The organism is Bacteroidota bacterium (assembly GCA_016720935.1).
Lineage (GTDB): Bacteria > Bacteroidota > Bacteroidia > AKYH767-A > 2013-40CM-41-45 > JADKJP01.
Map to the genome: position 1 here is coordinate 26,007 of JADKJP010000007.1, position 14,044 is coordinate 40,050.

Genomic DNA, 14,044 nt, shown 5'->3' on the forward strand with positions numbered 1-14,044 from the left:
TTTTCATTAAGACAAACGATCGAAATTCATTGTTATGAATCAAAAATACATCCTTGATATTATATACCTGATTGCCTCTGTCACTTTTGTGATCGGATTAAAAATGCTTAGTGGTCCTCAAACTGCCCGACGCGGAAACCTGTGGGCCGCTTTCGGAATGACGCTGGCTGTGATCGGCACCATTGTAATTCACGATCTGGTATCACCGGTCATTTACGGATTGATTCTGGGCGCGATTGCCATTGGTACCGTGATTGGATGGATGACTGCCAAGCGTGTGAAGATGACAGCAATGCCTGAACTTGTTTCGCTGTTCAACGGTATGGGTGGAGCTTGTGCCGCTTTAATTTCTTTGCTGGAATTTCACCACAACATCGGACAACCCGGTAGAATCGGAATTATTATGGCCGGGATGATCATTGGAAGCGTTTCTTTTTCAGGTTCCATTATCGCCTTCATGAAACTGAATGGTACATTAAAAAAATCCATTCGCCTGCCTAACTACAATACCATCAACACCGTGATGATGTTTGTTACTATCGCCAGCGGTATTTACATGACTGTAAGCGGTACCGACAGCGTTGCATTGTTGCTGGGTGTATTCGCATTGGCCCTGGTTTATGGGGTTTTCTTTGTAGCTCCAATTGGTGGTGCTGATATGCCGGTGGTTATTTCATTACTGAACTCATTCACTGGTCTTGCTGCCGCTTTTGGCGGTTTTCTTTATGGCAATCAGGTCATGCTTACCGGTGGTATCCTGGTAGGTTCCGCAGGTACATTGCTTACACTGGCGATGTGCTCGGCGATGAATCGTCCGTTGTTTAATGTCATCTTCGGAGCATTTGGTGAAACAGCTGCTGCAGGCGGTGGTGGTAAAACGGGTGGTTCTGTAAAAGATATCAGTATCAGCGATGCGGCTGTTTTGATGAACTATTCCAAAAAAGTAATCATCGTTCCCGGATATGGATTAGCTGTTGCTCAGGCTCAGCACGTGATTCATGAACTTGAAAAAATTCTGGAAGAGCGCGGTGTGGAGGTAAAATATGCAATCCATCCTGTTGCAGGACGTATGCCCGGACATATGAACGTACTCCTTGCTGAAAGTAATGTGGATTATGGAAAACTTGCAGAAATGGAAGAAGTCAATCCTGAATTCAGCAACACGGATGTAGTACTGGTCGTTGGCGCGAATGACGTTGTGAACCCGGCAGCTAAAAATGATCCTTCCTCTCCAATTTTTGGTATGCCGATTCTGGAGGTTGAGAATGCACACCATATTATCATCAACAAGCGCAGTATGAATGCCGGTTATGCCGGTATCGACAATGAACTTTTCTACAACACGAAGACAAGTATGCTCTTTGGTGATGCCAAGGATGCGCTTTCCAAACTTGTTGCGGAGTTGAAGACGCTCTGATTGTTAGTGCTTAGTGGTTAGTGCTTAGTGCTTAGTGGTTCGATGTTGGAGCCACGCTGTTTTTTCATTAACAAATTCCAAAAACAAAATATTTATTCTGCGTTTCCCATATCTGGTACCTAGTACCTGGAACTGAATACCATGGACCATGCACTAACCTCTAACCACTAAGCACTAAGCACCAAGCACTAAGCACTAACCACTAAGCACCAAGCACTAAGCACCAAAAAAATAGCGAGCCATTTACAGAGGGATACTTTCAAATCCGCTCGCTTTTCTCTACTTTTGCGACCTGTAAAAATCAAAACAAAAATATGTCAAACAGAACCTTTACAATGATTAAACCGGATGGTGTCGCCAACAATTACATTGGCCCGATTCTGGCTAAAATAAACGAAGCAGGCTTCCGGATTGTTGCTATGAAATACACCCGACTCACTCCTGATCAGGCAAGCCTGTTTTATGCTGTTCACAGTCAGCGTCCATTTTACAATGATCTGGTAAAATACATGTCAAGTGGTCCGATTGTAGCTGCTATCCTTGAGAAGAATAATGCTGTAGAAGATTTCCGTACTTTGATTGGCGCTACAGATCCGGCAAAAGCCGCTCCGGGCACCATTCGTAATCTCTTCGCGAAGTCCATTGAAGCCAATGCAGTTCACGGTAGCGACAGTGACGAAAATGCCGCGATCGAAGGCAGCTTCTTTTTCTCACAAACAGAAAGATTCTAAGAAATAGAATTTTGTGATTCCGGTATCTTACCGGAATACAATTTCATCAATTACCACAGCTCCTGCTTCTTTGTTCAGGAGCTGTGTTATTTTATCCCTGTCCTGAAAAAGCTCCTGTCTGAGAGAAGCGGAACTAAGGTTTACAAATAACTTCCTGTCGATGATCATCAATTCAGTGGTGCGGTGCGCGACGGCGGGGCCCATGACTTTTTCCCAGGATTGAATCAACTGAAATTTGTTCATCTTTTCTTTCAGATGAAACTGATTCAGCATCTCGTCAATTGCCGCTTTTATCGGCCGGTCATTGGTTCTCTTCGCCATACTTCTGGTACTAAATTTTTGTATTGCAAAAATCAGATTTCAATTTTCGAAGTTGAAACAACACCATCTTTCACCTGGAAACATCGGATACCGAGGCCGATATCATCGAATATTTTTTGAATCCTCTCAGGATGTGTATCTGAAATCAACAACTGTCCGAAATTATCTTTACTAACCAACTCCATCAGTCGGGCAACGCGGTCATCATCGAGCTTATCAAAGATATCGTCCAATAACAATATTGGCTTGATCCCTTTTACCACTCGAATGAAATCAAACTGCGCGAGCTTTAGAGCGATCAGGAATGATTTTTGCTGACCCTGTGAAGCGAATCGTTTGACAGGAGCGCCATGGATCATAAATGCAAGATCATCTTTGTGAATACCCACAGTGGTGTATTGCACTGCCCTGTCTTTTCCCTGCGCATTTTCCAACAGCACACTAAAATCTCCATCATTCAATTGTGAATCGTATCGGATATCAATCTCTTCTTTGCCACCCGAAATGAATTCATAATACTTTTTGAAAATCGGAATGAGCTCCGCGATAAATCGTTTTCTGACGGAATGAATTTTCTCCGCGAGTCTTACCAGTTGCAAATCCCATGCGGCGAGTGCGTCCGGTTCAAACTTCCGCTGTTGTGCAGCTTGTTTCAGCACACTGTTGCGCTGGGTCAGCACACGTACATAGTTGATCAGATCATCCAGATACAATTTATCGTATTGTGAGATAATACTGTCCAGAAATTTCCTTCTCTCTTCACTTCCCTCCGTAATCAGACTGGTATCTGTCGGAGAAACCATAACCACCGGAATCAATCCAATATGATCCGCTAGTCTTTCGTATTCCTTTTGATTTCTTTTGAAGACTTTTTTCTGATTGCGTTTGATACCGCAATAAACTTGTTCTTCTTTTCCATTCAATTCAAAGACTCCCTGGATCATAAAGTATTCCTCACCGAAACGGATATTTTGTCCGTCGATAGGGTTGAAATAGCTTTTGCACATCGACAGGTAATGCACCGCGTCGAGCAGATTGGTCTTGCCTTCTCCATTGCCACCGGTAAAGGCATTTGCAAAAGGATCCAGGAAAAGTTCCGCTTCAGGGTAATTTCTGAAGTTAATAAGGGACAGTTTTTGAAGAAACATGGGTGTTTGCGAAGGTACACAGGAACCCTGAAAGATGCACCTTTATAGGGTATGAAAAATAAAAACCTTGAAATTCCTCTCAATTAACCATATCCTGTGAATAACTCTGATTTCACAAAATTGAAATTCGCTGTAATTTCTTATCTTTGATGAAAGCATTCTCTTTAAGGAGAACTAACCCTTTTGCATGGAAGAAGAATTTCTGAATCCGCGCGACGAAAATAGTCTGGTTCGTCATTCCATAGAACGGTATGAGCAAATGATTCGCAACAAAGATGCTTACTTCTTTGATGTTGAAGCATTTTTAAGTATCATCGACTATTACATCGAACGTAACGATCCGGTGAAGGCCCTGCAGGTTGTTGAATTCGGACAATCGCAGCATCCCGCATCTGTTGAGTTTCTTTTGAGGGAGGCTCAGTTATTGGCAATGGTGGACCGTTATTCTGAAGCGCTGAGTATTCTTGATAAAGCGGAACAGATCACTCCTACTGACCCGGATTTATTCATGATCCGTGGTAGTATTTATTCTCAACAACAAAAATTCGAGCTTGCAATTGAGAATTTCAACAAAGCCATTCCACTCGCTGATGAATTGGATTTGTTGTATTTGAATCTTGCATATGTATACGAGAGCTGGGGTGATTACGACAAGGCACTCACCTATCTGACACTTTGCCTGGAGGACAATCCGGAGAATGAAGTTGCGATGTATGAGCTTGCCTTTTGCTTTGAATTCACTGAGCGTTTTCAGGACAGTATAGATTTTTATCTGAAATTCATCGACAAGCAACCGTATTCTTTTCCGGCATGGTACAATCTGGGAAATGTGTACAACAGGATGCATCGTTTTGATGACGCCTTGGATGCTTATGATTATTGTCTGGTTATCAAAGACGATTTTTCTTCAGCATATTTTAATAAAGGAAATACACTGGCAAATCTTTCCCGATATAACGATGCTATTGAATGTTATAAAAAAACATTTGAATTCGAAGCACCGGATGCCCTCACCTATTACAACATTGGTGAATGTTATGAGCAACTGGAAGATCTGCATCGTGCCAGGGAATATTACAAAAAATCTACAAAGCTCGATCCCAATCTGGCTGAAGCATGGCTCGGTATTGGGATCACATTACAGAATGAAGAACGTTGGTTTGAAGCGACTCGTTATATCAAAAAAGCGCTGGAACTCGATGAACACAATGCTGAATTCTGGTTTGCTCTCGGTGACGCGGAATACCATATGGAGAATTATGGTGCCGCGGAACAGGCCTATCAAAAAGTTCTTGATCTGGAACCGGAAAACCATGATATCTGGCTTGAGTATTCACATTTGCTCATGGTCGACAACCGCGCGAAAGAAGCTCTTGAGTTAATTGAAAACGGTCTCATCTATCATCCTGATGATGCTGAGATCCTGTACCGTATGGCTTGTTATCATTACAGCATGGGAAACATCCGCGAATCTTATCACACTCTTGAATCAGCTCTCGATAAAAATCCACACCTTTGCCACACAATTTTTGAATATGCACCGGTCATGGAAAATGACCATAACGTGCTTGAGTTGATTGATCATTACAAAAACAGAATATGAATTTTATCCTGGACCAGGTACCGCAGCGGACAGCAAAGCCCCGTGAGCATGGTTTAACCATGATTATGGACAAAGGACTCGGCGTTCGTCAAACAGAAGATTTTATTGAATCCGCATCTGAATTCATTGATATTGTAAAACTTGGATTTGGAAGCTCAATGATCACTCCAAATCTTGAAAAGAAAATAGATGTTTACCGCGCTGCCGGAATTCCGGTTTATCTCGGTGGTACTCTTCTCGAAGCATTCATTATTCGCAATAAGTTCGACGATTACCTGCGTCTTATTGAAAAACTGAGATTGAAACATGCTGAGGTGAGTGACGGAAGTATTTCCCTTCCTCACTCGAAGAAACTTGAATACATCCGTCAACTTGCTAAACATGTTACGGTAATCACGGAAGTTGGCTCGAAAGAAGAGGGTATTATCATTCACCCGAACAAGTGGATCGAAATGATTGAAAGCGAAGTTCAGGCCGGTGCCTGGAAAGTGATCGCGGAAGCAAGAGAGAGTGGTACTGTAGGTATCTATCGTCCAAGCGGAAAAGCACACGTTGTCCTGATCAATAAAATCATCTCCAGGATTCCTCCTGAGAAAATGATCTGGGAGGCTCCGAATAAAGGCGGACAAACCTATTTTATCAAGCTTCTTGGCGCGAACGTCAATCTCGGTAATATCGCTCCGAATGAAGTGATTGCTGTAGAAGCATTACGGATTGGCTTACGTAGCGATACGTTTTTCCAGTATCTGGATGTGAAATCTTAAAGCAATCAAGAAAACTGAAAATAGTTTTCTATCCTTCTCTGTTTCTCCCCGACTGTCACGCAACAGATGCCAACAATTTCGTTCCGTTTTCTTATTTATTCCGGACTTTTCTGTCTGCTCTCCATAATGAGCAGTTGCTTCAGTACGTTACCCGTAGAGATCAGAAAAATTGATCAGCTTACCGTTAATTCTGCAGGAAATCAGGCTGAAGTCAGCTTTAATTTGATGCTCCACAATCCGAACAATTGGGGATTCAGGATAGTGAAGATTCAGACTGAATTGAGTATCGATCAGAAGAACCTTGGAACGGTTACGCTTCCTGACAACCTTCGGATCAAAAGAAAAGCGGATGCGGCTCTTCCTATCCACATCGGAACGACAACACAGGAATTGCTGACTATTCTTCCCGGAAGTCTGGCCGCGCTCTTTGGTTCGAGCAGTATGGAATCGGTAGTAAAAGGAAATATTACATTCGGGAAATTTATTTTCAGAAAGAAATATCCATTTGAATTAAAACAAAAGATTGACAGTAAAACATTACAAAAGATATTCTGAAGATTCTTTTACGCGTTTCAAAAATCACTGAGAAATTTTCAGAACTCCATTCAACATGACTCAGGAATCAGATTCCACAAAATTAGTTTCAGACTGGATCCAAAGACTGGATGCTATTTCTTCGAAGGTTGAATTTGAATTTTCCGAATTGAATGCATCACAATTGAACTGGAAAACAAGCCAGAATAGCTGGAGCATTGGACAATGTCTGCTCCATCTGGTTGTATCGAATGAAAAGTATTTTCCAATCCTGGATGCTTTGAATTCAGGAAAATTCAAAGCAAGCTTCTGGCAAAAAATCAATCCACTCTCCTCCTACACAGGAAGAAAAATGGCGGAATCATTGGGGGCGAAAATCATCAAACCCTTTGTTGCACCAAAATTATTTGATCCCGGAAAATCCGCGGTACGTTCTGTTATAATTGCAGATTTTATCAAACATCAGGAACTTTTAAAAAGCAAAATCAGTAACTTGAAGAATCAGGATTTTCAAAAAACAATAGTATCCTCTCCTGTCGCGCCACTGATCACATTTCCGCTGAAAGATTGCATTGAAATTCTGATAGGACATGAAGAGCGGCATCTTGCACAAGCCCTTCTGGTGAAAGAGAATCCGGGGCTCTCTGCTTTGTGATCTGAACAGGATCAATCATTTGGTTCCGGGGAATAATTCAATGAAGTTTTCAAAAAAAAAATCCCCCCGGATTAGCGGGAGGACCTTCTGTTTAACCAATCAAGCTACTCTACCAAGAATTTGCTTTGATGGTATCCTGCGACCCAGCAGGATTTTTTTTGTGAGGGAAAAATTTCCTTTATTCCACAATAATTTTTTTCGAAATGCTTTTATTACCCTGTGCTATTTTCAGGAGGTAGTTCCCTTTTCCTTTATCTGAAATATCGATTTGGTTGGAATATTCCCCTGAAAATTTCTTTAGAGTTTCGTGGAAGACTTCCTTACCATTCGGATCGAAAATACTTACATCTGTATCACCCTCCGTATTCAGATAAAAATCGAGATCAAATTTTCCGTGATTCGGATTAGGATAATAACGCAAATGTCGCAATGACTCCTTCTCAAAACCGGATTCTTTTTCTGAATTGTTGATTTCCGCGGGCTGTGAACGTTTGAATACAAATGCTTTCTGTCCGTTTTTTCCAATGATTTCCTTTTCAAAAACCGGTGCATCTTCTCCCTCATCTCCAAAAAAGATGAGATGGTCTTCATCATCCACGCTGTCGATTCCATCAAACTGATCTTCTATTGAGCCGGAATGATGTTTAATGTGATGGTCTTTTCCGGCATGAAATGAAAAATCCATGGTTGAAGGAAAATCCGGTGGGACCGGAATTTCAGGTAATTCCGGCATTTCAAAATCAAATGTGAAATTATTGGTATCCGAAGAATTCACTTCGATGTGAATATTGTGCATTTCTTTGCATACTTTTTCCAATTCCGCTTTTGCTTCTCTCATCGAATTTTCAACCTCTTTCTCAATTTCGTCCTGTTCTTTCTCACCAAGTGTTGCACCATCAAAATGCATAACAATTTCTTTCTTCCTCCGTGATTCTTTTTTAGCAAGCGGGGCATCAGGAGGAGTTGGAATTTTCATGGATATATTATACTTTTCCTCCAATTGTTCGAGTAATAATTCAATAGCTTCCGGATCAGTAGTGCTGAGTGAAGTATCAATGCGAGTTGTTATCCCATTTTCTTTTTTTGTGATCTTTATTGAAACAGAATTCTTGTCTTTCCTGCTCCTTTGAGACTGAGGCTCCTGGGCAATAGCAAGCGAAACACCGAGTAAGATCACAGCAGAAACCAGTGCTATCCAGGCCAGAAGTTCTTTCGGATGTCTTGTCATTTTTTGAGAGATTAATTTTGAACGTGTACCAAAAGTAATGTCATGATAGTATCACGGCAGTTAAAAGGGGGTTAATCACTGTTAATATTTGGTTAAAATCGACAGTCAAGTGTTAAGGCTCTGTATTTTTGCAGCTGTATGAATAAAAACAGGATTCGGTGGATTATCGCGCTAATGAGCATCGCCTTGCTTGGGATTATCACCCTGCAGGTATACTGGATCATGCATGATATTCAGCTAAAAGAACAGCAATTTGAACAAACAGTAACTCAGGCCATGAGCGCCATTGTTGACAGGATAGAAACCAATGAAGCCATGACTATCCTGCATGACCGTATTTTCGACATTGATCCTGCCAAAATCAGCAGGATGATGATGAATGATACCATGGAAAGTATGGATCAGGAGGAACCAATTCCGATCACCATTACGGACACAAGTATTGAAATACCCGATATGCCAATGAGTCCGCCACCGCCTATTTGGGAAGATCTGGACAATGCGGATATCAATATTGAGTTTCACCGTCCGGGGAGCAATCAGACATTCCTGCGTTTACAGCGAAGGAATTTTGTGCATACAGACTCAATTTCTCAGCATACATTCAGATCATCGAGGATCATGCGCTTTTATGGCGACTCCGCTGAGGTGATCATCAAGCAAAATGAAGAGAAAATCAAGGCCCGGCTTGAAAAACTAAATCAGGTGATGCACAAAATGGCCGTAGAATTTGCCGGCCAGGATGACGACATACGAAAACGTATTAATCCAAAAAACCTTGATTCACTTGTAAGTTACGAATTAAAAAATCGCGGTCTTGATATAGATTATAATTTTGGCGTTTTAAATGGAGAAAGTAATGCATTTGTGTTAACTAAAAATTCATCTCAGACTGACGATCTTGCCAACTCTAAGTACCGAACTTTATTGTTTCCAAATGACATTGTTGCAAAACCGGATTTTCTCATCTTGAATTTTCCGAATACAATTGAATACCTGCTTGCCAGCATGTGGCTGATGCTCATCAGTTCCAGCCTCTTTACGCTCATCATCCTGTTTGGATTTGCCTATACCATTCAGGTTATTTTCAGGCAGAAAAAGTTGTCGGATATCAAAACCGATTTTATCAATAACATGACTCACGAATTCAAAACACCTATTGCAACAATTTCATTGGCAGTGGATTCAATCAAGGATCCAAGGGTTGTGGCGAATCCGGAAAAAATGAATTATTTCACCCGAATCATCAGGGAAGAAAATAAGAGAATGAATGTACAGGTTGAACATGTGCTGCAGATGGCCCAACTTGAAAAAGGTGAATTGAATATCCGTCATGAACCTGTTAATGTGCATGATGTAATCCAAAAAGCAGTTGATCTGATAAGTTTACAGGTAGAGAGCAGAGAAGGTCAGATTCATTCACAGCTTCTTGCAGAAATCCCGATGGTTGAAGGTGATCCAATACATCTTTCAAATGTGATTTTCAACCTGCTCGATAATGCAAATAAATATTCCCCTGAGAAACCCGTTATTGAAGTACGCACTGAAAATTTAGCAGACGGCCTTCTTATTAAAGTAAAAGATCAGGGATCTGGAATGACCAAAGAAACACAAAAGAGAATCTTTGAAAAATTTTATCGTGTTCCAACAGGAAATATCCATGATATCAAAGGATTTGGCCTTGGACTTAGCTATGTAAAAGCGATTATCGAAAAACATCGTGGCTGGATTATCGTAGAAAGTGAACCAAACAAAGGAAGCACATTTGAAGTATTTCTCCCCTATAAGTAACCCCCAACTACTCTAAATATGAACAACAAAACAAAAATTTTACTGGTAGAAGACGATCCAAACTTTGGTTCTGTTCTTAAAAACTATCTTGAACTAAATGAATATGATGTCAAATTGTGTACAGATGGTTTTGCCGGTTATGACCAGTTTGTTTCCGGAAAATACGATATCTGTATTCTTGACGTTATGATGCCTAGAAAAGACGGCTTTACTCTCGCGAAGGAAATCCGGGAGAAGGATGAATACATTCCGATTATTTTCCTCACAGCTAAAACCATGAAAGAAGACATGCTCAGTGGTTTCCGTGTAGGCGCGGATGATTATGTAACAAAGCCTTTCGATTCCGAAGTGCTTTTGTATAAATTGAAAGCGATCCTGAAGCGCAGTACTGAAAAGGGACACGACCCTTCTCAAAAAGAGTTTACTGTAGGGAACTACCATTTTAACTATGATCACCGCAGCATCAGCATCAACAATGAATCCCAGAAATTAAGTCCTAAAGAGGCGGACCTTCTTCGCATGCTTTGCATCTATAAAAATGAACTTCTCCCCCGTCAGAAAGCACTGAAGGAAATCTGGGGTGATGATAATTATTTCAATGCGCGAAGTATGGATGTATTCATTACGAAGCTCCGTAAATATTTAAAGGATGATCCTTCTCTTGATATCATCAATATTCATGGAAAGGGTTTCCGACTGATTGATAATGCCGGAGGTTGATTTCTTCTTAAATGATTTTTTAAAACATCACATCAGTAGCATGAAATTTCAATAAATAAAAAAAACGCCCATTGAGGCGTTTTTTTTATTTCCGTATTATTCTGTTCTCGTTTAAAGAATTTTAAATACTCCCCTTAAGATCAGACAAATTAATGGATGATCAGTTTTTTTGTCATGCTGCTCCCTCCTGCTGAAAGCCGGATGAAATATACGCCGGATTGAAAATTGCTTGTATTGATATCAAGACGATGATCAGTGATAATGAGTTTTTCATTCATATAAATCATCCTTCCACTGATGTCATGGATTTCAACGGATGCATCACCATTCTCAATGGATGTATTCAACCAGATATTATCTCTGGCAGGATTCGGATAGATAAAGAAGTTTTCAATTGTTTTATTTTCAGGAATGCTGAGTGTATTGTCCAATGTGATACTCTTTGAAAAGGATGCGCCAAAGTCTTTTACATAGTACAACACATTTCCATCAATTTTATTTATACTGAAAAATCCCTGCCCTCCTCCATAACAACATAAACCATCGCCATAGCTGTCATAGACACTTACAGTATAACAACCATTTGCGAGGTAAACGGTATCATTGGAAATCGCGTAAGCTCCGGGAAAAGCCGGACGTGAAAAGACAACGTTGTCATTTGCATCACGGATGTCCCAGGAAGCTTCATTTGGTGAGCCATCATTTTTCAATTGAATCCATAAACCATTTGCATTTATGATATTGGTAGCTACAAAATCGGAATTCATTGTATCATCAAAAACAAATTCATCAGGACTTAGATTAGGATTCTCCAGGTATGCAGTGAACGTATGATTTCCTGCTCCATAGATAATTGCAGGCAAGTCAATACTGATTGTATCAAGAAAATCAAGGGACCCTGTCCATTGAAGAGAATTCACCGTAGAGCCATCAATACCATAATTTATAGTGAGCGAAGTCAATGGATTGGTTCCATAATTTTTAATCAGGATTTGCGGCTGGGTTCCGTCACATACCGGATTGAGACGATTGTATTCAAAAGCTCCATTCGGTTTACGGATTTCAAGAATTGCGGCGTTATTGCTATAGTTCAACTGATCATAAAAAATTGCCTGTGACTGTATATAATATTCCGGTGGATACCAGCCTGAAGGACCTCCGGTAACTGTGTATGGTTGCATGTTATAATCAACCACCAATGAACCTCCCGGCTGAGCGAGTGAACTCACATTGTAGTCGTGGGGAGTTACATAAGATCCCGGACACCAATTCGCGCGTTGATAAAACCAGGTACTGGAATAGCCGGGAGCGCCTTGTGGATAAAGTGGATTGTTACCACAATCTGATCGCCAGAGATGCTGTGATAAAGTATCGGTACCAGCCACCAAATGGTGTGTCACGTCATAGAATTCCGCTACATTCTGATTCGGGTAACCTCCAAATCCATGTCCGGTAGTGACCAATCTGATTTTCGAGTAAACTGCCTGAGAATCTATCGAAATTGAAATCGGCTGCAAATGATTTTCAATTGGATTGCCGGTGTTTCCATAGGGAAAAGTTCCATTCCACAGATTGGTAATTTTATATGGATGTATCGGAGGTGTTCCTTCAATGAAATAGAAGTCAGTAGTGACCTGCCAGCCATTGCTGTACCCGCAAACATAAGTATACAAAGTAACACTGTCTTTTAACAAGGGTTTGTAATCCGATACATCATACCATAAAACAACACCTTGTCCATAGGGAGTAATAGCTCTGGCAATTTCAATCGGCTCAATGACTTCAAACGGATCCGAATAAACCGAATCAGGGAGATAATAAACCATGGAATCGGGTTGAACCAGAACAGAATCTGTTGCTATTCCATTGGCATCAAAAACATACTGATTGTAATAGGAAGGCCAGGCTGTGAGAGTATCTGTAGGAGAAAGCGGATTAAGTGTATCGCTGTAGAAAACTATCTGGAGGGATGGAAATGGGACTGAATCTATGCTGCTGGTTTGTGTGTTGTAAGAATACTGATATGAAGTATCTCTCATAAACCAGATTGAATCCTGTCTGTTCCCATCTACAATAAAATTCGGAGCAATGGTAAGCGTTGAATCATAGGTACCTGTATGACGAAGCAATTTTAATGTCGCGATTCGATCATAAATATCGCAACCAAAAGCAGGACAACTTAATTCATAACGCAACATCACTTTGTACGAATTCAAAGTATCAGAAGGAAATGCAAAAGTTCCCGTTCCGGAATTACAATTTTGATGGAGATAATTTTGAAAGCCATGGACAACAATTGTATCCCCGGGAGCCGCATAAGAGTTTCCGGGCCCGACAATTCCGTAGAGGCTTAAAAAAATCAAAAAGAAGGTAGTTCTGAAGTATTTAATTTGAATCATCTTACTTAGCTTTGGTGCAGGAATCAAAAATAAAATAAAATAACGGTTATCCGGTATTATGTCGTTCTACCTTGCCATAATCTGCTATATCTCCTCATTCGTCATTGCATTGGTTTTGATGATATTGGGTAAAAATCTGGGAAGATCCCGGTTTTTCCTTATTGCCGGGATGCATTCCATTCTCCTGTTTGGATTCATAGCATCCCTGATATTACGGCCGGCAAATACACCTGCTTCTACTTTTAATTATTTTTTTCTGATCTTTTTTTGTTCAGGTGTAATGCTCAGTGGCTGGGTATGGAGGATCACGCTGCCACTTCCAATCCGTATCTATTTCGCTGCTTTCATTATAGGGTTTCCGATGTTTTTGTTTTCTCCATCCATGATGGTCAATTTTTTGCTGACGAATAAATACACGGACTCATTTGGTCCTGCATTTAATGTTCAGGGAAATCTCTGGCTGGAAACCCAGAATACAGTTGCAAAGGAGGATTCCATTCCGCATTACAAGCTTATTCGTAAACGCGGCTTATACAGAGAGACAATAACAAGAGATCTTGTATTCCATGGCAAAGTGGATAGTATAAAACTTATTGAATTAAATCCCGGAGCAATGGTCTCCATTCGCGGCTATTCCTCCAGAATAACTTATGTAAGTACTGAAATTGACAGCGTTGATCTCGAAATTTCGCTTGCATCCAAAAAAAGAAACGGCATAGAATATCATTTATAA

General features: G+C 40.7%; 13 protein-coding genes. 9 read left to right on the forward strand and 4 right to left on the reverse strand.

Annotated elements, in window-relative coordinates:
• Nucleotides 1–34: 34 nt before the first annotated feature.
• Complete coding sequence (locus IPP86_14380; GenBank protein MBL0139691.1) at nt 35–1,417, forward strand: NAD(P)(+) transhydrogenase (Re/Si-specific) subunit beta; 1,383 nt, start codon at nt 35–37, stop codon at nt 1,415–1,417.
• A 314-nt stretch (nt 1,418–1,731) separates the two neighbouring features.
• Nucleotides 1,732–2,148 (forward strand): nucleoside-diphosphate kinase, encoded by a 417-nt coding sequence (locus IPP86_14385; protein ID MBL0139692.1) that lies wholly within the window; start codon nt 1,732–1,734, stop codon nt 2,146–2,148.
• A gap of 27 nt (nt 2,149–2,175) precedes the next feature.
• Here IPP86_14385 and IPP86_14390 read toward each other — a convergent pair whose 3' ends face one another.
• Nucleotides 2,176–2,469, reverse strand: a complete 294-nt coding sequence (locus IPP86_14390) for a DUF721 domain-containing protein (protein MBL0139693.1) — start codon at nt 2,467–2,469, stop codon at nt 2,176–2,178.
• A 32-nt stretch (nt 2,470–2,501) separates the two neighbouring features.
• On the reverse strand, nt 2,502–3,617 hold the full coding sequence (gene recF / locus IPP86_14395; GenBank protein MBL0139694.1) for a DNA replication and repair protein RecF: 1,116 nt from the start codon (nt 3,615–3,617) through the stop codon (nt 2,502–2,504).
• A gap of 187 nt (nt 3,618–3,804) precedes the next feature.
• Here recF and IPP86_14400 point away from each other — a divergent pair, with 187 nt between their 5' ends.
• The 4 genes from IPP86_14400 to IPP86_14415 all read left to right on the forward strand — a co-directional run bounded on the left by IPP86_14400 (nt 3,805) and on the right by IPP86_14415 (nt 7,173).
• Nucleotides 3,805–5,220: a tetratricopeptide repeat protein gene (locus tag IPP86_14400; GenBank protein MBL0139695.1), complete on the forward strand. Its 1,416-nt coding sequence runs from the start codon at nt 3,805–3,807 to the stop codon at nt 5,218–5,220.
• Nucleotides 5,217–5,984, forward strand: a complete 768-nt coding sequence (locus IPP86_14405; GenBank protein MBL0139696.1) for a phosphosulfolactate synthase — start codon at nt 5,217–5,219, stop codon at nt 5,982–5,984. The genes IPP86_14400 and IPP86_14405 overlap by 4 nt, the downstream gene beginning before the upstream one ends.
• Before the next feature lie 66 nt (nt 5,985–6,050).
• Nucleotides 6,051–6,539 carry an LEA type 2 family protein gene (locus IPP86_14410; protein ID MBL0139697.1) on the forward strand — a complete coding sequence of 163 codons (489 nt, stop codon included), beginning with the start codon at nt 6,051–6,053 and terminating at the stop codon, nt 6,537–6,539.
• 55 nt (nt 6,540–6,594) lie between these two features.
• On the forward strand, nt 6,595–7,173 hold the full coding sequence (locus tag IPP86_14415; GenBank protein MBL0139698.1) for a DinB family protein: 579 nt from the start codon (nt 6,595–6,597) through the stop codon (nt 7,171–7,173).
• 178 nt (nt 7,174–7,351) lie between these two features.
• Here the strand turns inward: IPP86_14415 and IPP86_14420 are convergent, their stop codons facing one another.
• On the reverse strand, nt 7,352–8,401 hold the full coding sequence (locus tag IPP86_14420; GenBank protein ID MBL0139699.1) for a T9SS type A sorting domain-containing protein: 1,050 nt from the start codon (nt 8,399–8,401) through the stop codon (nt 7,352–7,354).
• A gap of 138 nt (nt 8,402–8,539) precedes the next feature.
• Between IPP86_14420 and IPP86_14425 the strand changes: the two genes are divergently transcribed.
• Nucleotides 8,540–10,192: a HAMP domain-containing histidine kinase gene (locus tag IPP86_14425; GenBank protein ID MBL0139700.1), complete on the forward strand. Its 1,653-nt coding sequence runs from the start codon at nt 8,540–8,542 to the stop codon at nt 10,190–10,192.
• Nucleotides 10,193–10,210: 18 nt separating this feature from the next.
• A complete protein-coding gene (locus tag IPP86_14430) occupies nt 10,211–10,912 on the forward strand; it encodes a response regulator transcription factor (protein MBL0139701.1) in 702 nt (233 codons plus the stop codon).
• 149 nt (nt 10,913–11,061) lie between these two features.
• Here the strand turns inward: IPP86_14430 and IPP86_14435 are convergent, their stop codons facing one another.
• Complete coding sequence (locus IPP86_14435) at nt 11,062–13,311, reverse strand: T9SS type A sorting domain-containing protein (protein ID MBL0139702.1); 2,250 nt, start codon at nt 13,309–13,311, stop codon at nt 11,062–11,064.
• 58 nt (nt 13,312–13,369) lie between these two features.
• On the opposite strand from IPP86_14435, the gene IPP86_14440 reads away from it, so the two are divergent.
• The gene (locus IPP86_14440; GenBank protein ID MBL0139703.1) at nt 13,370–14,044 is read left to right on the forward strand and encodes a hypothetical protein; all 675 of its coding nucleotides are present in this window, start codon (nt 13,370–13,372) and stop codon (nt 14,042–14,044) included.